Origin of the sequence: Pseudovibrio axinellae (assembly GCF_900110875.1) — a bacterium.
GTDB classification, from domain to species: Bacteria; Pseudomonadota; Alphaproteobacteria; order Rhizobiales; family Stappiaceae; genus Pseudovibrio; species Pseudovibrio axinellae.
Genome location: NZ_FOFM01000001.1, coordinates 259,186 through 279,511, shown reverse-complemented (window position 1 = coordinate 279,511; position 20,326 = coordinate 259,186). Strand labels below are relative to the sequence as shown.

The following is a 20,326-nucleotide window of genomic DNA, read 5'->3' as shown; positions in this document are numbered from 1 at the left end:
AATATTAAAGTTATTTATTAATGAGAAGGCTCCGCCATGAGTGTTACGGTTCGCTTCGCGCCATCTCCAACTGGCCACATCCATATCGGGAATGTGCGTCCGGCGCTTTTTAATTACCTCTTTGCTAGAAAGCAGGGCGGCACCTTTGTTCTGCGTTATGATGATACAGACATTCAGCGCTCGAAAGACGAGTATGCTCAGGGTATTGCTGAAGATCTGAAGTGGTTGGGTATCAACCCCGATCGCGTGGAAAAACAGTCTGCGCGTTTTGCATCGTATGATGACGCAGCTGCGAAGCTGAAAGAAGCAGGACTTCTTTACCCGTGTTATGAAACGCCAGAAGAGCTGGAGCGTCGCCGCAACCGGGCACGTGCCATGGGGCGCCCTCCTGTGTATGACCGCGCTGGCCTAAAACTCACTGATGAGCAAGTTGCTGAGTATGAAGCTGAAGGGCGCAAGCCTCATTGGCGTTTTAAGTTGCCAAATCACACGGCTAATGACCCGTTTTCCTGTGTTAGGACTGACGTTCATTGGGACGATGTAATCCGTGGTCGTCAGACCGTTGATTTAGCATCTCTGTCTGACCCTGTGCTGGTGCGCGCAGATGGCACTTACCTTTATACACTGCCATCCATCGTCGATGATGCTGAGATGGGCATCACTCATGTGATCCGGGGTGAAGACCATATTGCCAATACCGGTGTTCAGATTGCGATTTTCGAAGCACTGGGTGCAAAGGTACCTGAGTTTGGCCACCACAACCTTCTCACGACCTCATCAGGCGAAGGGCTGTCCAAGCGCTCTGGCGCGCTATCCATCCGCTCCCTGCGCGAGGCAGGATATGAGCCGATGGCTGTGTGTTCCCTTGCTGTTTTGACAGGCACCAGCCATGCAGTTGAACCGGCTAAGACCATGGAAGGACTGGCAGACATGCTAGACTTCACGGGCATTTCCAAGTCGGCGGCAAAGTTTGACCCAGACGATGTTGGGCACTTAACAGCAAAACTCGTTCACGGAATGAGCTTTGCCGAGGTTGCTGAGCGTCTCAAGTCTGATGGCGTTGCAGGCGATGAAAAGTTCTGGAACGTGGTTAAAGAAAACTGCTCTACGGTAAATGATGCGAAAAAATGGTGGGAGCTTGTTGTTGGTTCTGTGACACCAGAAATCGCGGATGAAGACAAAGAGTTTGTCAGTCAGGCAAAGGCTTTGTTGCCACAAGAACCATGGGACGAAACTACATGGGGTGAGTGGACGAAGGCAGTGAAAGGCGAAACGGGCCGTAAAGGTAAGGGCCTGTTCATGCCACTGCGTAAAGCAATCACAGGCCTGGCACACGGGCCAGACCTGAAAAACATGCTACCGTTTATTGGTCGGGAAAAAACTTTGGACCGACTTTCCTAATTGGCCCCTCGCGAGGCTCAACTTCGCGAGGAACAAACTTGTTTTGAACAAGTGCGGGCTCAGGGTTTTCGCTCTGGGCCCCATTCACATCTATGTTCTGGCGTAATTCGCCCTGACTTGGAATAGCAGGATAGGTTGGGGTTGCAGCTGGTGTCAGCTCGCCAAGCTCTCCTGTCTGGATTGCTTGGTCCAAAGGTGGAGTAGATGGTGCTAGATCCAGCCCACCCGCTTGAGATGCATTTGCATCACATGAACATGCAGGGTTGTTTTGCTGCCTGAAAGAGTAGGCGTTTGCAAGTGATGTGTAAGGAGCGCCACTCAAAGACTGCATTTGTGATGGTGTCTCTTGGGGAACGCGGAAAACATAAAGCTCGGTGTCCTGTCCTGGACAGAGAGCTTGGCAGATCTCTTCATCTTCCGTCAGATCTTCAGCAGTGGAGTTGGGGTTAATCGGGAAGTAATAGCCGTCACATTTACGCACACACATGCTTGCGAATTGTTGCTTGCTGGAAGAAAAGCCTGCTGTGGAGCGTGGGGCGAGCTCCAATGGCTGTTGATTGACACGCGCTGGCGGGGTTAATTGATTGGAACGCCCGGAACAATCTAGATCAACTAATGCCTGGCTCACTTCGTTCAGGCGGTCTTGCAAAGCATTTGAATAAAGTTCCTGTTGTCTCTGACTGTCAAGGTACACAAGGTTCTCGTTCATCTGTTGCAAAGATGAATTCAGCTGCTGGCATTGTGCCGGCCCAAAAGAGCCATTGCAGCCGTTGCTGGACATTTGAGACTGGATATTACGAATATGACCGATTTGTTGCTCATATGCATTCTGCCAGCTGTTTGGACCTCCAGCATTATCGACCTGCTCTGAGAGCTCGATAAACTCTGCTTCCAGCTTGTCACACACTTGAGGGCGCGCAAAGGCACCTTGTGCCCATATGAGGGAAGTTGCAAGGGTCAGTGCAGCAGTTGCTAGTGAATGGAAGTTTCTGGAAGTGATCATAGCCCGCAATCGTAATTTAGTCAGAAGGTACGTACAGATAAGCTATTCTATGGCCTTATTGGGGCGAAACTAGAGGATTTATATAAGTTTTGCAAAAAACTCTTTATCTGTTGCTGGTAGTTGCCTGAAAACATCTTATATCGAAAGTGATTTAAAGTATTTGTTGATGCGCGCGGAGAGGAACCTTGCTGATGTTGGCATTTAGGAAAACTGTTTTGAAATTGGTGAGTACATTTATCATCGCGACAAGCATTGGATTGAGTATCTTAGGAGGGGCTGCACATGCACAGGACCCGGATCTGATTTTCAAAAAATCTACGGTCTGGAAGTTTTTGAGTCCTGATCATAAGTTGGCAACTTATGCCCTTGATGATCCGCAAGTAAGCGGAGTCGCATGCCACTTCACAGTTCCTGAGAAAGGCGGCTTTGCAGGGTGGTTGGGACTAGAGGAGGAAACCTCCGATATTTCGCTGGCATGTCGTCAGGTTGGTCCAATAAAATTTAACAGTAAATTCGAGCAGGGCGATGAAGTTTATCGCGAAAGTCGCTCGCTCTTTTTCAAAAAGATGCGGATCGTTCGTGGTTGCGACGTAAAGCGTAATGTCTTGGTTTATCTCGTCTATTCTGACAAGCTCGTTGAAGGCAGCCCGAAAAACTCCACGTCAACGGTGCCAATTATGCCTTGGGGAGACCAGCTTCCAGAAAAATGCGCAGAATATCTTGAAGAGTGAAGAAACTGTTTAGCCATTAAAGTGAGCACAAGAAAAGGCAGCACAAAATGCTGCCTTTCAAATCTTGGAAACTCGTCTGAGCTGGTAACATCTAACTGGATAAAACAGGCTTAGGAAGAGTTCAAAAACAAATAAACCGCAAGGAAGATAATTGGGCTTGATATAGCACTAGCCACAATTACCGCACCCATAGCATGCTTCAGCATAATCAACCCCCGTTTGAATTATGAGATGCAATTCCGTTTGAGAAATCCTAGCACAATTCGCCCAAAGTTACACTATTTACTAAATCCTTCATTATCCATGTGGCAAAACGCGCAGATCAATCATATTTGAGCCTGTTTGATGAGTGATTTGGTATTACTTGTATCGTGAATACATCGTATTTTGTGAGGGGCGTTACGGAAATGGTGATATCTCGCTTGAAGATGCCCTCTCTGTTGTCTTGGTTGGGCTTCTTCTTAAAAATGGGAATCACAATGCAAGGCCATGGGAGTTATCTGGGCAACCAAGGTCGCACGGCGATCCTCCCGGTTTCCCGTAGCGCCGGTGTTTTAGAGGCTCGATGTCTTACTTATTTGGATGTAGTGGAAAGCAATACGCAGGCGATTGATCCAGTATTGTAGGTTCCATCGTTTCGAAGCCACTTGCCATGGATGAACCAGTCTTCGCCCATTTTGTTAAAGCGCATCACTTCCACGCCATTGATTGTTTTCGCGCTAGAGAAGTTTAGCGTATAGGTCAGAGATAACGTTTCGTTTTGTAATAGGCCAACGGCCTTGGCGCTCACTTTCTTGCCTTGAACGGTGTACGCCCAGCTGATGTCATAGGATTGAAAGTCGCGGCCACCGTCCTCAATGAGTGTCAGCATAAGGTCTTTATTTGTGTGATCTTCACTAGGACTCTTATGGTTGACACTGATACATTCATAGGTGCCGGAGAGATCAAACTGGTTATCGACTGGCATGGTTTCATTTTGAGCCAGCCCAGGAGCAGCTGGAACCACGAAAATTCCTGCAAGAAATAAAGCTCTTATTTTCATCAGGTCAACCTCAGTCTCTTTATTTCTTTGAGCATGGGATCCTATTTATCGAGCCTTCACTAAAGCAACAGTAAAAATCCGCTACCGATATAAATCTGCCTAAAGAAACCAATAAGGTTCTCCTTGAAGTCTTACTTGCGGCAGAGGAGTGAGTGCCTGAATGCTTGTGCTCTAGTCAATGGAGACGAGCCTGAACCCAATGCGCCGCAGGACCAATTTACAAAGCCAGCCATGTACTGGCGCTCTTCATAGTTCTATGGTCCAGCAGACTTGGTTTCCTCTGTTTTGTGTAACAGAAAGGCCTCTACAAGCCGTTTTCTAACCGACTTTGCGGGAAATTCAGGTGAAGCGGTGAGACTAAGACTTGACCTGTAAGCCACAATCAGCGACAACCATTTTATGAAAACGGCGATGCACACTTCTTTTTGCACCATCATTATTTGCAGCTAGCGAAAACGCTGGCTGTGGCCGTTCTATCCTGCTTGTATTCTGCGTGAGATGAACGCCCGGCCAGCTGGCCCGGAGACGAACCATTATGAGCGCAGACACTAACCCAGGCGACAAGGGACTTCTGCTCACCAATACTCTGACACGCACAAAAGAGAAATTTGTGCCAATGGACGCATCTAACGTGCGTATGTATGTGTGTGGTCCCACCGTCTACGACTACGCCCATATTGGCAATGCACGTCCCGTTGTCGTCTTTGATGTTTTGGCCAGGTTGCTACGTCAACTTTATGGCGCAGATCACGTGACCTACGTGCGCAACATTACAGACGTAGACGATAAGATTAATGAACGTGCGGCGCGAGAAGGGATTTCCATTCGGCAGCTGACCGATAAAACAGCGGCTCAATACCACACGGACATGTCTGCGCTGGGCGCTCAAGCTCCAGATATTGAGCCTCGTGCGACTGAACACATCGAAGAAATGAAAACGATGATTGAGACGCTCGTCGACAAAGGCCATGCCTATGTTGCGGATGAGCATGTTCTCTTTCATGTTCCAAGCATGCCGGATTATGGGAAGCTATCAAACCGGACGCTTGACGAAATGGTGGCTGGCGCTCGCGTAGAGGTGGCATCCTACAAAAAAGACCCGACTGACTTCGTACTTTGGAAGCCATCCAAGGAAAACGAGCCGGGTTGGGAAAGCCCATGCGGTATCAAAACACCGGGTCGCCCGGGCTGGCACATTGAATGTTCCGCAATGTCCGAAAAACATTTGGGCGAGGTCTTTGATATTCACGGTGGTGGCGTCGATTTGACCTTCCCACACCATGAAAACGAGATCGCACAATCCAGATGTGCTCATGGCACCCATGCAATGGCCAATGTATGGATGCACAACGGCTTCCTTCAAGTGGAAGGTGAGAAGATGTCCAAATCGCTGGGCAACTTCTTTACTGTCCACCAACTTTTGGACACCGAAGAAGGTGGCGGGCGGCGGTGGTCCGGGCAGGCAATGCGTTATGCATTGCTTCAAACCCAATATCGCCAACCGATTGACTTCACGTTTAAAAGTCTGGCAGAGGGCGAAAAACAGCTCACACGCTGGTCAGACCTGATGAAGAAGCATGGCGTCGTGACGCAAAATAATGGTGCACTGGATGACGGCGTTTTAGAAGGCTTGCTTGATGACCTCAACACACCGCGAGCATTTGCAGCATTGCATAAACTCGCACGTGATGGGCGCGGCGGTGACGTGGGTGCTTTGCAGAAATTAGCTAATTCTATCAGCTTTTTGGGCTTTGATCTTGAATCATTTTCGCAAGATCAGGAAGTGAAGAAGGCTGAAACCGATGCGTCTCCGGAACTGACGGCAAAAGTTGAAGAGCTGATCGCCAAACGCCTGCAAGCACGCAAAGCAAAAGATTTTGCGGAGAGTGATCGCATTCGTGATGAACTCGCCGCCGATGGTGTTGTGCTTAAAGATATGAAAAACAAAGAAACCGGTGAGATTGAAACCACGTGGTCCTGTTCTTAAAGCATGAAAATTGTGACGAGTGAGCAGATACCACAAGGACGCTTGAAGTAAGCTCCATGGTTATGTGGCCACTAACCGTTTAGGGTCACAGAGTTTTCTCAGGGCGTACATGTGTGCCCTGAGAACGAAGCAGAGTGCTGGGGGAAGGCACCAGCGGCAAATTGAGAGAAAGCCGGGGCAAAGCTCGGGGTAATAAGTAGGGTAGGCATATTATGACGAAGGAACGTCTGTATCTTTTCGACACGACACTGCGCGATGGGGCTCAAACCTCCGGCATTGACTTCTCCGTGGATGAAAAAATTGCCATTACCGACTTGTTGGAGCGTCTTGGTGTTGATTACATCGAAGGCGGGTATCCAGGGGCAAACCCAACGGATACTAGGTTCTTCGCAGAAAAACGAACAACAAAAGCTATCTTCACTGCTTTTGGCATGACCAAACGCGCTGGGCGCTCCGTTGAGAACGATCCAGGAGTTCAGATGGTTTTGCAATCTGCAGCAGATGCCACCTGCTATGTCGCAAAAAGCTGGGACTACCACGTTGATGTCGCGCTCAAATGCTCCAATGAGGACAACTTGGAGAGTATTGCCGACACGGTCAAAGCATCCGTCGCTGTCGGCAAAGAGGCAATGATTGATTGCGAGCATTTTTTTGATGGCTATAAAGCCAACCCGGAATATGCGTTATCGTGCGCAAAAACAGCCTATGATGCTGGAGCGCGCTGGGTTGTTTTATGTGACACAAACGGCGGTACACTTCCCCATGAAGTGGCTGAAATTGTTAATGCAGTTATGCAGTTCGTGCCGGGCAGCAACCTTGGTATCCACGCACATGATGATACCGGCCACGCTGTCGCAAACACACTCGCCGCCGTGATTGCTGGTGTCCGTCAGGTGCAGGGCACATTGAACGGGATCGGCGAGCGTTGCGGCAACGCGAACTTAATAACGTTGATCCCGAATATGCTGCTGAAAAAGCCGTATAACGATCTGGTTGGGCTTGGCATCGCAGTTGAAGACCTAACGAATCTAACAGCAATATCAAGAAGTTTTGACGAAATCTTGAATCGATCTTCTAACGTTCACGCTCCTTACGTTGGAGCGAATGCTTTTGCAACCAAAGCTGGGATTCACGCCTCCGCAATCTTGAAGAACCCAGATACTTACGAGCATATCCCACCTGAAATGGTCGGCAATCAGCGCAGAGTTCTGGTCTCAGATCAGGCTGGTAAATCCAACTTGCTCAATGAGCTAAAGCGCCTTGGTGTTGAAGCTGACAAAGCTGATCCACGCCTTGACCGCCTTCTTGCGGAAGTTAAAGAACTTGAAGCACAGGGCTTTGCATACGAAGCGGCCGATGCCTCTTTTGAATTGCTTGCCCGCCGTCGCCTTCATTCAGTGCCTGACTATTTTGATGTCCTATCCTTCCGCACAGGTGTAGAGCGACGTTACAATGCGCTGGGTGAGCGGGTAACGGTCTCTGAGGCAGTGGTGAAAGTAGAAGTCGACGGAGCGACTTTCATGTCTGTGGCGGAGGGGAATGGTCCAGTGAACGCTCTTGATCTGTCGCTTCGCAAAGACCTTGGTAAATATCAGGGATTAATAGCAGACTTGGAACTGATTGATTACAAGGTGCGTATATTGAATGGCGGCACCAGTGCGATTACAAGGGTTCTCATAGAGAGCCAGAATAAAAAAACCGGAAAACGCTGGTTCACTGTCGGTGTCTCTGAAAATATTGTAGATGCATCCTTCCAGGCACTCGTAGATTCAGTACGCTATTGCATCTTTAAAGCGGATGAGCTGGAAACAGCCTGATTGTATCGTAGCCGCGATGGCTGCTGCAACTTACTCTTTTCAATAAGAGCGTCAGGTTCTCTGACGTTCTTTTGCTTAAACTATGAGGAAATCATGGGCCAGTCAGCTTCAGTGTCTGATCAGCTAGGCACGCCAGAAGCGTTCAAAGCAGGTTTGATTGCGGCAGTCTCTGCTTATCTCATGTGGGGTTTTGCCCCCATGTACTACAAACTTACGGCTGATATGCCAGCCATCATAGTGATTTGCTACCGGGTGATTGGCTCCGTTCTGTTCCTTGGCTCGTTTATGGCGCTAAGAAGTTTGCGTCGCGAGGTTTTTTCAATCTTCGGAGACTTCTCACGCCTTAAATACCTTTTGGTATCGGCCTCGGTCATTAGCATAAACTGGACTGTGTTTATCTGGGCGGTTGAAACGGGCAGGGTACTAGATGCAAGCCTCGGTTATTTCATCAATCCACTTGTGAGTGTTGGGCTCGGTGTTTTATTGTTATCGGAACGTTTGACCAAAGCCCAACTTGCTGCGCTGGCAATTACAGTGACCGCAGTGGTTTATAAAACATTCGATATGGGTGAGTTGCCGTGGGTCTCTGTTGTGCTTGCTTTGAGCTTTGCGCTCTATGGTCTAATGCGGAAAAAAGCGCCCGTTGGTGCTGTCGCTGGTCAATTGGTTGAGGTTCTGCTTGTTATGCCATTTGCGGTTGCCGGAATCTGGTATTTCGCTGGTGCTGGCACTGGGGGAGTTTACCCCGCAATACCGTTGGAACACCCTCTGTTTCTTTCCCTGTTGCTATTCACAGGTGTGATCACCGCCGTTCCGCTGGTTATCTTCGCATTTGCTGCGCGCCGTTTGCCAATGGTTTACATCGGTTTCCTGCAATATGTTGCGCCCTCCATTCATTTTCTCACCGCGATTTGGCTGTTTGGTGAAGAGCTTTCAGCGGAAGGTTTGTTTGCGTTCGCTATGATCTGGTTATCACTCGTCATTTTTTCAATTGACGGGCTAATGTCAAAGCGTCGGGCAGCAAAACTTGCTTAGGGCAAGCGCTCGCACAAAATGTTTGGCTAGAGAATGTGATGTACTTTTGAGTGCCCGCTGACGTTTCAGCGGGCATATTTTTACATATCTTTGAGGTTAGGGTTTTCAACTTTGCAGCCCTCAATGGCCTTGCAAAGCAGATTGATGCTTTGAGAAACATCATCAGTGATCTCATAGGTGATATCGCTGTCGGGCCGAATGAACCCTAAACCTCTCATGTGATCGAGTAGTTCGACCAAAGGTGTCCAGAACTGAGCGAGGTTGAGCAGTAACATTGGTTTGTCATGACGGCCAAGCTGGGCCCAAGTCAGCATCTCCACAAGCTCTTCTAGAGTTCCGATGCCACCGGGTAAGGCTATAAACGCATCCGCCTTTTCAAACATGGTGCGTTTTCTTTCATGCATGTCTTGAACCACGATCAACTCGTGGGCCTGTTCAAGCATTACCTCTCGTTCCTTCAAAAATCCAGGGATGACACCTGTAACTTCACCGCCATTTTCCAAAACAGTTTTTGCAAGCGCTCCCATCAGTCCAATGGACCCGCCGCCATAAACGAGCCGAATCCCTTCGCTGGCCAATAGTTTACCAAGCTGAATGGAGGCTTGCTCAAACAGCGGCTGGCTGCCCGCATTTGAGCCGCAATATACGCAGATGCTTTTCAAGGTTTTCATAGGTATTCTGTCGCATTAGGCTAGGATAACATCAAGCAAAGCTCATAAAATGAGGTTAACTACACCAACATGCGCAGCTTGCTTGGCATGGTGCACCTTGCCCCTCGGGTTAAACATGTATAACAAACACGGTTAAAGTCTGTCCTTGTTGTGTTGTGATAAGCAACAGTGACAACCGGATAAACTGATGTCCGGAGAATCTGATATAATGTCGTAGCATGCCATGTCGATTGGACTATGGTCTGCTTGAGGAGCAATTGAGAACCATGTCGAAATCGGGGATGAACTGGTTGTTGGCAGTTGCTGTAACTGTTGCAGCGGGCGCAATCGGTGCAGGAGCGTACTACCTGAGCAAGGATGATGCTTCGCTTGTTGCTGAGGCCGAAGACGCCTTTGCTAAGCTTGAGGCTGCTGCGAACGGCAATGTACAGCTCAACTCATCAGGCACTCAAACGGACAAAGTCGAAGCTAACAATCCAACTGATGTCACTGCTCAGTTGGGTGCAGCTGATATCATGACAGAAAATGTCCCAAGCTTTGATGTGATGCGCGTGGAGCCGTCAGGTGATGCTGTTGTGGCTGGCCGTGCGCAAGCTGGATCAATTGTTGCTCTCATTTCCAATGGTGACGTAATCGGCAGAGGGATAGCAAATACCCGCGGCGAATTCGCTATTGTTCTCGATAGGCCTCTAACGCCGGGCGATCACGATGTAAGCCTTGAAGCAACCAACAACGAAACTCAGGAGAAAAGCGGCTCTGCGCAACATATTGCAGTGTCAGTTCCTGAAAACGAAACTGGAGAAGTGTTGATCGTCTTGAATGAGCCCAACGCGCCATCCAAGATTCTTCAAATGCCGGAAGCTCCAGTAACTGCTGAACCGGTCACAACCGTTAAAATCAAGAAACCTGAGACAGAGGCTCCAACGCTTTCTGTTGCTAACAACAGCCCAGCATCGGCGCCCGCTGAAACGCAGATCGCCGCTGTTAAGTCTCAAGCGCCTGAAAATACTGTAGCTCCCACCGTACAAAAGGAAGCCCAGGAGTCGACCGGTCAGGCTGCACATCCTCAGATCACAGCCCGTGTGGAAGATCAGATTGCCGGACCTGAAGTCCAGCCAATGCGTGCAGCTGCACAAGAAAGCTCTGACCTTTCAGTAAAGTCCGTTGAAACATCACAGGGCAAAGTCTTTGTTGCAGGTGAAAGTAAACCGGATGCGAAGGTACGTGTCTATGTTGGTGAGGAGTTTGTCGGTGAAGCGAAAGCTGGCAAAGAAGGTCGCTGGCTTGTGGAAGCTGAAAAGAAGATCTCTGCTGGCAACGTTGAAGTCAGAGCTGACAGGCTTGCAGACACTGAAGGCAAGGTAGCAGCCCGAGCGCAGGTTGTGTTCACCAAGGGTGAAAACGACGTTGTCATGATCCCTGTACGTTTGGTTGCAGAAGGCTCAGGTTCACGCGGTGCTTCAGCATCTGTAGGAATTGGTGAATTGCCAAATGTGATCATCCGTCAAGGTGATAACCTATGGACGATTTCGCGTCGCCTCTATGGCAAAGGCACCCGCTACACAACCATCTATCAGGCAAATAGCCAGCAAATCCGGAACCCGGATCTGATCTATCCAGGTCAGGTGTTCATGCTACCTGTTGCAGACCTGAACTGGAAAACAATTCAGAACTGATCTGGATTATTCTCTTCAAACAACCTATTTAAGAAGTGAAATCTTTCCAGATTAACGCGGACCATCGAAACGCGAACACAAGTTTCGAAAAGAAGGGCCGCGCAAGTTAACAATTTAGAACGTAGCGTGTGAATGTCGATTTACGCGATAAGCTCTAGGTTTTCGAAAGCGCTGGAGGATCAATCCAGCGCTTTCGCTGGTTTACATGCTAAAAAAAGCGGCAAAAGCCGCTCAAACTCTGATGGCAATGAAAGCGTTCAATCTCATTGCTTTTTTGATATGACATCCCCAATTCGCCCAAGCGCTCTTTGGTTTTAAGAACGCTCAAGGCAATAAGGCACAAGCATGACTGCAACAAATCAAAAACAGCGGGGAAAGTCGGCGCCGGCTTTGGATGCTGACGATAAAGGCCTGCTTCGGTCACTAAAAACCCTTTGGGTTTATATGTGGCCAGATGCAAGACCGGAGCTAAAAAAGCGTGTCGTTCTCGCCCTTGCGGCGCTGATTGTCGCAAAAATCATCACTGTATTCTCACCCTATCTGTATGCATGGGCTACCGATGCTTTAACAGAAAATGGTGTCCTACCCGATTGGCTGCCACCAATTTTGGTTGCGCCAATTATGCTGGTTCTGGCTTACAATGTTGCCAGATTGATGGCGGTCGGGTTTAATCAGATCCGCGATGCAATCTTTTCAAGCGTTGGCCTTCACGCCGTGCGCGAGCTCGCAAACCTTACGTTCCAGCACCTTCATGCGCTTTCATTGCGCTATCACCTGTCTCGCAGGACTGGCGGTCTTACCCGCGTCATCGACCGTGGGGTAAAGGGCATTGAGGGTATCGTTCGTTTTACGATCTTGAGCGGTATGCCGACCGTCGTTGAATTTGCCATGATGGCGCTGGTCATCTGGTTTCAGTTTGGTTTTTGGTATGTTGTCGTCGTTGGCCTGACTGTGTTTGCCTACGTGTATTACACTGTCGTAGCTTCTGATAAGCGCATTCAGATCCGCCGGGATATGAACAATGCGGACAATGATGCAAATAGTAAGTCTGTCGACAGCCTCTTAAATTTTGAGACAGTGAAATACTTCGGCAACGAGGAAGTGGAACGCAGTCGCTTTGATAAAGCAATGAGCGGCTATGAACGAGCGGCCATTAAGACTTGGACTTCACTGTCATGGCTGAACTTCGGTCAGGCTTTGATCCTAGGTGTTGGCATGGCAACTTGTATGGCCATGTCTGCAATGGCGATCCAGCGCGGTGAGCAGTCGATAGGCGACTTTGTGATGATCAATGCTCTGTTGATGCAGCTCTCTGTTCCTCTCAATTTCATTGGTTTTATCTATCGCGAAATTCGGCAGGGGATTGCTGATCTGGAGGCGATGTTCTCGGTTTTGGCCGTTGAACCAGAAATTCAAGATAAGCCGCTTGCCGAAGAGCTGAAGGTCAAAGAAGCGACCATTCGCTTCGAGGATGTGCACTTCCACTATGATGAAGATCGTCCGATTTTGAAAGGTGTGAACTTCGAAGTGCCAGCTGGCAGCACTATCGCGATTGTGGGTCCGTCCGGAGCAGGTAAGTCTACGATCTCCCGTTTGTTGTTCCGGTTCTACGACGTGACTTCTGGACGCATCACCATCGATGGTAAGGATGTGCGGGATGTTACACAGAAATCTCTTCGCAATCATATCGGCATGGTTCCTCAGGACACCGTGTTGTTTAATGACAACATTGCCTACAACATTCGTTATGGCCGCGTTGGCGCGAGCGATAATGAGGTGAAGGAAGCTGCAAAGCTTGCGCAGATTGACCACTTCATAGACGCCCTTCCAAATGGTTATGAAAGTGAAGTTGGAGAACGCGGTCTAAAGCTCTCCGGCGGGGAAAAGCAAAGGGTAGCGATTGCCCGAACGATCCTGAAAAGCCCTCCAATTTTGATCCTTGATGAAGCTACATCTGCTTTGGATACCCATACAGAGCAAGAAATTCAGTCTGCATTGGACATCGTATCCAAAGACCGAACAACGCTGGTGATCGCACACCGCTTGTCTACCGTTGTCAATGCAGATCGGATTCTTGTTTTGAAAGCTGGTGAAGCAGTTGAACAAGGCACGCATGCCGAATTGATGGCCAAAGACGGCCTTTATGCATCCATGTGGAGCCGTCAACGTGAAGTCAGTGAAGCTGAAGCGCGCCTTGCAGAAATGCGTGAAGATGATCAAGGCTTCATTTCAAGAGGCAAAAGTGCCGAAGAAAGCGTAATTGAGGGTATAAATACGAAGAAATAGTGGGTTGAGTGGATTGCTCCGCGCGCAATCAGGGGAATCTCTGCTTAAATGAGCTAGAGTTGCTTGCACAGAACTCTCTGAGTTGCTCTATGAGCAGAAACTTAACGTCTGAGGGGTTCAATAGATGAACCCCTCAACTAGCAAAGGTGTTAAAGATGTCGTTGGCGGACAGCATTTCTAAGACTCTGGTTCCTATTCACAAAGAAGGCTACCCGTTTATTGCTATTGCAGCCGTTCTCACCATTGTCTTGGGGTGGATCTGGTCTCCGCTATTTTGGATAGGCCTCATCCTAACTGGGTGGGTGTGTTATTTCTTCCGTGATCCACCGCGAGTTACTCCGGTCGTAGAAGGGCTCGTCGTGTCCCCAGCAGATGGAACCGTCTGTTTGATGGGCTCAGCGGTTCCGCCGCGCGAACTGGATCTTGGCGATCAGCCGCTAATGCGCATCTGTATCTTTATGAATGTCTTTAATTGTCACGTAAATCGAGCGCCAATTGCTGGACGGATCGTTCGTGTTGCATATAAAGCAGGTAAGTTCGTAAATGCGGAGCTGGATAAGGCCAGTGAACACAACGAGCGCAATGGTCTCATCATTGAGAACGACAATGCGCGTATTGGCGTTGTACAAATCGCTGGTCTCGTAGCACGCCGTATTGTGTGCTTCGTAAAAGAAGGCGAAAACATTTCTGCAGGTGATCGCTTCGGTTTGATCCGTTTTGGGTCTCGTCTTGATGTTTACCTGCCTCAAGGAACAAAGCCCAAAGTTGCTTTGGGCCAGACTATGATTGCTGGCGAGAGTGTTCTGGCAAATCTGAAAGATGAAGAAGCAGGCGATATCGTTGCCCGCGTTTCCTAAGGTAGTATAGCGTGTCAAATCCATTTCCTCCCTACGAGCCGGGAGGTCAATCAGCAGATGGCAAAGGGGCTGCACGCAAGCGCATTCCCCTTCGCATAGTTTTACCAAATGTTGTCACCTTGTTGGCGTTGTGTTCGGGCTTAACAGCCATTCGAATGGCGATGGAAGATCGGTGGCAATTGGCCATTGCTGCCATCTTGCTTGCTGCAATTTTGGACGCGCTCGATGGCCGCGTCGCGCGCATGCTGAAGGGAACGACAAAATTTGGAGCCGAGCTGGATTCGCTCGCCGACTTCGTTAATTTTGGTGTCGCACCTGGAATTATCCTTTACGCTTGGATACTTGAAGATGCCGGTTCCCTCGGTTGGATCGCAGCACTGCTGTTTTCCATCTGTATGGCGTTGCGATTAGCGCGCTTTAACGTTGCTCTGGATGACCCCAATAAGCCCAAATGGGCGAACAAGTTCTTTACCGGTGTACCTGCGCCAGCTGGTGCCTTGGCTGTCCTGCTGCCAATCTATGTTGAGCGTTTGGGTGTCCCTCACTGGAATGAGCTTGCACTGCCTATCGCATTGTACACTATGTTCGTCGGCTTACTGATGGTCAGCCAGCTTCCAACATTTTCCGGCAAGCAAATAGGTATTCAGATACGCCGTGAATGGGTTCTACCACTGTTTGTAGTCGCTGTTGGTGTGATTGCACTGGGTGCCAGCTACCCCTTTGAGTGTCTGACTGTTATCAGCCTTGGTTACCTCGGTTCGATCCCGTTTGCATGGCGCTCCTACAAACGCCATGCTCTTGTTGCGACTGATCCTCAGACGCCTGTTGATGAGGATACACCTGAAATCGAAGAGGAAAGCGTTTCCGAAGGCCACTCCTCATTAAAAGTGAGCCTGGAGGATATCGCGAAAGCTGGTGTCCCTGACCGCGACCCGAGCGATGATGAACGCAAAGGCTAGAGTTCAAAACGTATTCGCGTGGTTTGGCCTCAACTGAGATTGTCAAACCACGTCTGTTCTTTGGTTTTGTGCGGTCTTTAAGAAACAAACTGGAACGATTTTCTGAGTTTCAGTATCTCCCTGTGTTCAGCAAGTCTCTCATAAGTGTTCCTGTCTCTGGGCCGGCAATGAATATTTTAAGTGAGTAAAAAAAAGGCTGCCGCAGCAGCCTTTTTTGTTTCAACCTAGTTGAGCTCACTCAGCTGCTTCAGGCACGCGCTTGATGTGCGCTGGCACACTTTTGTCGTCTTCTAAGTCCGGTGCGGCCGTACTGGCGATTACGTTTGCAACCGCATAGTTGCTGGCTTGCCGGGCCTGGATACGAGCGTTAAGCCAGCTCAAGAAGCTTTGGATGTGCATTGGCAACACCAGAGTAATCGGGATCATCACCAGCGTAAGAATGGTAGCGAATGCCAGACCCGAGATGACCGCAGTCGAAAGCTGGACCCACCAGCTTCCGGTGACGCTGCCAAACGTCGTGACCCGATTGGCAAAGTCGAAGCTGCGCTGTGTGGCCATCGGAATCAGGCCTGCGATCGTGGTGACCGTGGTGAGCATCACCGGACGCACACGCTGTGCACTTGTGCGCAGCGCCGCATCCACCGGGCTCTGCCCATCGTCACGAAAGCGGTTGTAAGTGTCGATAAGAACAATCGCGTTATTCACTACAATACCCGCCAGCGCCACAATGCCCGTACCTGTCATGATGACCGAGAACTTCTGTCCCGTCACCAGCATCCCCAGCACCACGCCGAACATGCTCATTACCACGGTCGAGAGCGTCAGGAAGGTCTGATAGAAGCTGTTGAACTGGGTCAGCAGAATGATGAACATCAGGAAGAGGGCACCAATCATCGCCTTTAACAGGAACGATTGTGTATTCTGCTGCTCCTCGTTGGAGCCGCGGAACTTGTAGAACACACCGTCAGGCCATGCCTGAGAGTCAAGCCAAGCCTGAATCTCCGTTTCCTTCTCTGTGATCAGATATTTGTCTTTGTTCACGCCCGCCTTGATATCAATCGAGAACAGACCGTTCCGGCGTGTCATAGAGGACACTTTCTGCTTTGGTGTGCGCTCCACAAAGTTGGAAAGCGGGATCTGACCAAGCGGCGTACGCAGGCGCAGCTCATCGAACTTATCCAGCGTGCGCTCACCCACAGGAAGGCGAACCCGGATGTCCACTTCATCTTCAGAATCGGATGGACGATAGTCACCAATCAACACACCATTGGTCACCAACTGAACCATGGCACCAACAGCTGCAATATCGGCTTTATAACGCGCCGCCTTATCGCGGTTGATGGTCAGCTCCCAGTCAATACCGGGCAACGGACGGCTGTCTTCCTGATCGCGCAACCCGTCAACAGTATCGAGGTAGGCACGAATGCGGCTAGAGGCTGCAACGGCTGCATCATAGTCGTTTGAGGTGATCTGCAGCTGGATGTCTTTACCAGTTGGCGGCCCACCTTCCACCTTTCGGGCTTCAACTTTGATGCCTGGAAGCAGCGAGGTCTTTTCGCGAATGCTGTTGAAGATCTCTCTCGCCGATCGACGGCAACAAAAGTCAACAAACTCAATGTCGATAGATCCAATCAGATCAGCTGGCGCATTGTTGCCACTGCCACCGCGAATACCCACTGGGAAGGCTCTGGTCACAACATTTTTGACGCCCGGTTCCGCAAGAATGACCTTGTCGACCTGTTTAACAAGCGTAAGAGCCTCGCGGGCCGACATGTTGCCACGAGCAGACACGTAGAAACGGCCTTGCTCAGGCTCTTCATCAACGAACAGCTCTGTTCCTGCATTATTACCCATGAAGGTATAGAGGATACCACCACAGAGGACCATCAGAGTGATCATGGCAGCAACGCCTGCCCACCACTTGCGAACCAGAACCTCCAGTACGCCGATGTAAATCCCCGTAATGCCCGACAGCTTTGAGGTGTCAAACGGACCATGCCCGGAAAAGACCTTTGCCGCTTCCAGCTCTGCCGTTTTTCGACGTTCAACGCGAGCGCGGGAATACTTGAGAATGGGTTTGAACAGCTTGAGAGCTGGTAGGAATACCGCAACGAAGATTGGCACACCAATGACAAGAATGGTCGGGATCATAAGTAGCAAATGCATCCCGCCCCAAACAGACCTAACGGGCGGCAACGTCACTACGATAATGGCACTGATCAGAGCGACAAGGCCGCTCAGGATGTACTCACCATACTTGCCGATAAAAGCAAACACATAGGCCAGAATACCACCGGTTACAGGTAGGAATACCATGGCAGTCAGCAAGGAGCCGGACAAAATGATAATCACCATGATCGGGAGATAGCTCATGAATTCGCCAATCACACCCGGCCACAGCAACATCGGCAGGAAGGCTGCCAGTGTCGTGGCAGTGGACGAGACAATCGGCCAGAACATCAGCTTGGCAGCACGGATGTAAGCATCCCGTGCAGGCATACCTTCAGCTGCCTTACGGTCCGCGTACTCCACCATCACAATGGCGCCGTCAACCAGCATACCAACGGTTAGCACAAGGCCGAACATCACCATGTTGTTCACGGTCATGCCAATGGTTGTCAGTGTCAAAAAGCCCAGCATGAAGCTGGTTGGAATGGCAAGTCCAACAAGAACAGCGGAGCGTAAACCAAGTGCTGCCACCACAACAATCATCACTAGGAAGATTGCGGTCATGATGGACGATTCAAGCGAACTCAAAACCTTAAAAATATTGTCGGACACATCCAGCATATAGCTGATAGTCACCGTTGACGGCAGATCCTTGGTGACCTCCGCAACAACAGCGCGCACAGCCGCGTTGTTCTCAATGATGTTCTCGCCAATACGCTTGACCACATCCAGAGAAACAGCAGGCTGACCATTCACAAGCGTAAAGGTGCTTGCATCCTTGAAGGTCCGTTTGATTGAGGCGATATCGCCAAGCGTGACAACACCTTCACCGGATTGTTTCACCGGCAATGAATAAACGTCATCCGCATCAAGGATCAGACCCGGCACCTTGATGTTGAAGCGTCCTGCACCCCCGTCAATGAAACCCGCAGCAATCAGCTGGTTGTTCATCTGAAGAGCATTGATCAGCTCATTTTGACTAATGGAATAGCTTTCCATCTTGAGCGTATCGATAATCACTTCCAGCTGCTCATCGCGCTGACCGGTGAGTTCAACCTCTTTGACCGAGGCAATAGCCTCAATCTTATCTTTCAGACGGTCTGCAAGACGGTACAGCGTGCGCGAAGGAACATCACCGGAAAGAGCGATGGTCATAGTCGGCTGTAAAGCCATGTTGTGCGTACTGACAGTCGGCTCATTGGCGTCCGCTGGGATCTTGCTTTTCGCCGTATCAACTTTCTCGCGAACGTCCACCAGAGATTTGTCTTTATCGACACCGATGTCGAACTCGAGCAAGATCCCCACATGACTTTCAGCGGCAATAGTGGTGATCTCCTTCAGCCCTTCAAGACCGCGCAGTTCGGTCTCCATAGGCTGACCGATCAACCGGGCCCCGTCTTCAGGAGAAATACCGGACTGGCCGATAGAGACATAAAAGAAAGGAACATCAATATCAGGAGCCGCTTCCTTGGGGATTGCGATGTAGGACATTATCCCCGCAACCACCATGAACAGCATCAACACAAAAACTGTTTTGGGGCGATGGAGCACCCCTTCCAGCATGGAAATCATTGTAAGCCCCCCGCAGCTTCAGAAACAGGGTTAACGGTACGGCCGTCTTTGACGAAGTCCTGACCAACTGTAATTACAGTCACTTCATCCGGGAGCCCTTTAAGCCAGACCCCTTGCGTGTCGCCACCGATTAATTCCACTGGATAAAAGACAACTTTGTTGTCCTCATCGACACCGCGCAAACCAATGTTGCCGTTGTCTGCTAATGTAAGAATACCAGGGGAAACGAAATGAGCCTTCTCCTCAGCCAGTTGCAGCAAGGTTCTGGTTGTCACCCCGTCTTTTAAAGAAAAGTCTGGATTAGGCAGTTCAACCTCTACACGAAAAGTGCGGGTGTCAGGGTCCGCCGAACTTGCAATGTAGCTGACCTTACCTTGAACCGACTGGCCTGTGACTAGACTGACGTTTGCAGCCTGTCCGATCTTAACAGCCTGAATGTTACTTTCAGAGACCGCGCCAATTGCAAGCATAGGATCAGGTGCCATGATTGTCGCGCAAACTTTGCCAACGCCGAGCATCGCGCCCATTTCGGTTAAGGGGCTTTCGATAATCCCGTCAATTGGCGCACGAATGTCAGTGCGCTCCAGCTCCAGCTCTGCCTCCTGTAGTAAAGCGCTGGCTGAGTCACGTGAGGCTTTAAGTGCTACCACACGATTTGCAGCCGAAAAGCCTTTGTTGTTGAGCTCATTGGCAGCTTTGTAGTCGATATTGGCTTGGGCGAGTGCCGCGTTGGCCTGAAGAACGCGCGCTTCTCTAGCTCCGCGGTCCAAAGAGCATAGCAAGTCACCTTTATGCACAAACATACCTTCGCTCACAGGGCGTTTGTTAACGATGCCGGAAGTCTCAGAGTGCACTTCAACACGGGTGTCTGCTTGGGTTCGCCCCCGCATTTCCAAAAACGGAGTTCGAAGAGTTGCGTTAATCGTTTCCACTTTGACAGCAAAAGGAAGAGAGAGCTTGGCTTTCATTCTTTCTGCTGGCGGCGGAGTCGAGTTTTCGTCAGTTGCCTGGCCCATCACGACAGTCGTGCCGGTCGCCATCCAAATACCAATTCCTGCTGTAAGACCCAAGGCCAGAACATGTGAAAATCGAATTGCCATTTTTCTCTCCGCCAAATTTA

14 protein-coding genes are annotated in these 20,326 nt (G+C 49.9%); 9 read left to right on the top strand and 5 right to left on the bottom strand.

Going from position 1 to position 20,326, the window contains the following annotated elements:
- Nucleotides 1–36 precede the first annotated feature (36 nt).
- A complete protein-coding gene (gltX, locus tag BMZ51_RS01205) occupies nt 37–1,401 on the top strand; it encodes a glutamate--tRNA ligase (RefSeq protein WP_068007157.1) in 1,365 nt (454 codons plus the stop codon).
- Here the strand turns inward: gltX and BMZ51_RS01200 are convergent.
- Nucleotides 1,364–2,404 carry a DUF2865 domain-containing protein gene (locus tag BMZ51_RS01200; RefSeq protein ID WP_068007160.1) on the bottom strand — a complete coding sequence of 347 codons (1,041 nt, stop codon included), beginning with the start codon at nt 2,402–2,404 and terminating at the stop codon, nt 1,364–1,366. The two genes, gltX and BMZ51_RS01200, sit on opposite strands and share 38 nt — an antisense overlap.
- 191 nt (nt 2,405–2,595) lie before the next feature.
- Between BMZ51_RS01200 and BMZ51_RS01195 the strand changes: the two genes are divergently transcribed.
- Nucleotides 2,596–3,135, top strand: a complete 540-nt coding sequence (locus BMZ51_RS01195; protein WP_068007163.1) for a CreA family protein — start codon at nt 2,596–2,598, stop codon at nt 3,133–3,135.
- 574 nt (nt 3,136–3,709) lie between these two features.
- On the opposite strand, the gene BMZ51_RS01190 is transcribed toward BMZ51_RS01195, so the two are convergent.
- Nucleotides 3,710–4,177, bottom strand: coding sequence for a hypothetical protein (locus BMZ51_RS01190; protein ID WP_068007166.1), 468 nt, complete (start codon nt 4,175–4,177; stop codon nt 3,710–3,712).
- 535 nt (nt 4,178–4,712) lie between these two features.
- Between BMZ51_RS01190 and cysS the strand changes: the two genes are divergently transcribed.
- The 3 genes from cysS (at nt 4,713) to rarD (ending at nt 9,016) form a co-directional block, all read left to right on the top strand.
- Nucleotides 4,713–6,164, top strand: a complete 1,452-nt coding sequence (gene cysS, locus BMZ51_RS01185; protein WP_068007168.1) for a cysteine--tRNA ligase — start codon at nt 4,713–4,715, stop codon at nt 6,162–6,164.
- 212 nt (nt 6,165–6,376) lie between these two features.
- Nucleotides 6,377–7,981, top strand: a complete 1,605-nt coding sequence (gene cimA / locus BMZ51_RS01180) for a citramalate synthase (RefSeq protein WP_068007170.1) — start codon at nt 6,377–6,379, stop codon at nt 7,979–7,981.
- 93 nt (nt 7,982–8,074) lie between these two features.
- On the top strand, nt 8,075–9,016 hold the full coding sequence (gene rarD, locus BMZ51_RS01175; RefSeq protein ID WP_068007171.1) for an EamA family transporter RarD: 942 nt from the start codon (nt 8,075–8,077) through the stop codon (nt 9,014–9,016).
- A gap of 80 nt (nt 9,017–9,096) precedes the next feature.
- Here the strand turns inward: rarD and BMZ51_RS01170 are convergent, their stop codons facing one another.
- Complete coding sequence (locus BMZ51_RS01170) at nt 9,097–9,687, bottom strand: LOG family protein (RefSeq protein ID WP_068007174.1); 591 nt, start codon at nt 9,685–9,687, stop codon at nt 9,097–9,099.
- Nucleotides 9,688–9,953: 266 nt separating this feature from the next.
- On the opposite strand from BMZ51_RS01170, the gene BMZ51_RS01165 reads away from it, so the two are divergent.
- From BMZ51_RS01165 to pssA, 4 genes are all read left to right on the top strand, one after another.
- Complete coding sequence (locus BMZ51_RS01165; RefSeq protein WP_208979208.1) at nt 9,954–11,363, top strand: LysM peptidoglycan-binding domain-containing protein; 1,410 nt, start codon at nt 9,954–9,956, stop codon at nt 11,361–11,363.
- 345 nt (nt 11,364–11,708) lie between these two features.
- Entirely contained in the window at nt 11,709–13,649 is a 1,941-nt protein-coding gene (locus BMZ51_RS01155; protein WP_068007179.1) for an ABCB family ABC transporter ATP-binding protein/permease, read from the top strand.
- Nucleotides 13,650–13,804: 155 nt separating this feature from the next.
- Nucleotides 13,805–14,506, top strand: a complete 702-nt coding sequence (locus BMZ51_RS01150; RefSeq protein WP_068007181.1) for a phosphatidylserine decarboxylase — start codon at nt 13,805–13,807, stop codon at nt 14,504–14,506.
- A gap of 11 nt (nt 14,507–14,517) precedes the next feature.
- On the top strand, nt 14,518–15,465 hold the full coding sequence (gene pssA, locus BMZ51_RS01145; protein ID WP_068007183.1) for a CDP-diacylglycerol--serine O-phosphatidyltransferase: 948 nt from the start codon (nt 14,518–14,520) through the stop codon (nt 15,463–15,465).
- A gap of 234 nt (nt 15,466–15,699) precedes the next feature.
- On the opposite strand, the gene BMZ51_RS01140 is transcribed toward pssA, so the two are convergent.
- Nucleotides 15,700–19,206 carry an efflux RND transporter permease subunit gene (locus BMZ51_RS01140; RefSeq protein ID WP_068007184.1) on the bottom strand — a complete coding sequence of 1,169 codons (3,507 nt, stop codon included), beginning with the start codon at nt 19,204–19,206 and terminating at the stop codon, nt 15,700–15,702.
- Nucleotides 19,203–20,306 carry an efflux RND transporter periplasmic adaptor subunit gene (locus tag BMZ51_RS01135; protein WP_068007187.1) on the bottom strand — a complete coding sequence of 368 codons (1,104 nt, stop codon included), beginning with the start codon at nt 20,304–20,306 and terminating at the stop codon, nt 19,203–19,205. The genes BMZ51_RS01140 and BMZ51_RS01135 overlap by 4 nt, the downstream gene beginning before the upstream one ends.
- Nucleotides 20,307–20,326 lie beyond the last annotated feature (20 nt).

What these genes read in the sequence shown, in the direction of transcription:
- gltX (WP_068007157.1), top strand. Translation starts at nt 37, where the DNA reads ATGAGTGTTACGGTTCGCTTCGCGCCATCTCCAACTGGCCACATCCAT.
- BMZ51_RS01200 (WP_068007160.1), bottom strand. Translation starts at nt 2,404, where the DNA reads ATGATCACTTCCAGAAACTTCCATTCACTAGCAACTGCTGCACTGACC.
- BMZ51_RS01195 (WP_068007163.1), top strand. Translation starts at nt 2,596, where the DNA reads ATGTTGGCATTTAGGAAAACTGTTTTGAAATTGGTGAGTACATTTATC.
- BMZ51_RS01190 (WP_068007166.1), bottom strand. Translation starts at nt 4,177, where the DNA reads ATGAAAATAAGAGCTTTATTTCTTGCAGGAATTTTCGTGGTTCCAGCT.
- cysS (WP_068007168.1), top strand. Translation starts at nt 4,713, where the DNA reads ATGAGCGCAGACACTAACCCAGGCGACAAGGGACTTCTGCTCACCAAT.
- cimA (WP_068007170.1), top strand. Translation starts at nt 6,377, where the DNA reads ATGACGAAGGAACGTCTGTATCTTTTCGACACGACACTGCGCGATGGG.
- rarD (WP_068007171.1), top strand. Translation starts at nt 8,075, where the DNA reads ATGGGCCAGTCAGCTTCAGTGTCTGATCAGCTAGGCACGCCAGAAGCG.
- BMZ51_RS01170 (WP_068007174.1), bottom strand. Translation starts at nt 9,687, where the DNA reads ATGAAAACCTTGAAAAGCATCTGCGTATATTGCGGCTCAAATGCGGGC.
- BMZ51_RS01165 (WP_208979208.1), top strand. Translation starts at nt 9,954, where the DNA reads ATGTCGAAATCGGGGATGAACTGGTTGTTGGCAGTTGCTGTAACTGTT.
- BMZ51_RS01155 (WP_068007179.1), top strand. Translation starts at nt 11,709, where the DNA reads ATGACTGCAACAAATCAAAAACAGCGGGGAAAGTCGGCGCCGGCTTTG.
- BMZ51_RS01150 (WP_068007181.1), top strand. Translation starts at nt 13,805, where the DNA reads ATGTCGTTGGCGGACAGCATTTCTAAGACTCTGGTTCCTATTCACAAA.
- BMZ51_RS01140 (WP_068007184.1), bottom strand. Translation starts at nt 19,206, where the DNA reads ATGATTTCCATGCTGGAAGGGGTGCTCCATCGCCCCAAAACAGTTTTT.
- BMZ51_RS01135 (WP_068007187.1), bottom strand. Translation starts at nt 20,306, where the DNA reads ATGGCAATTCGATTTTCACATGTTCTGGCCTTGGGTCTTACAGCAGGA.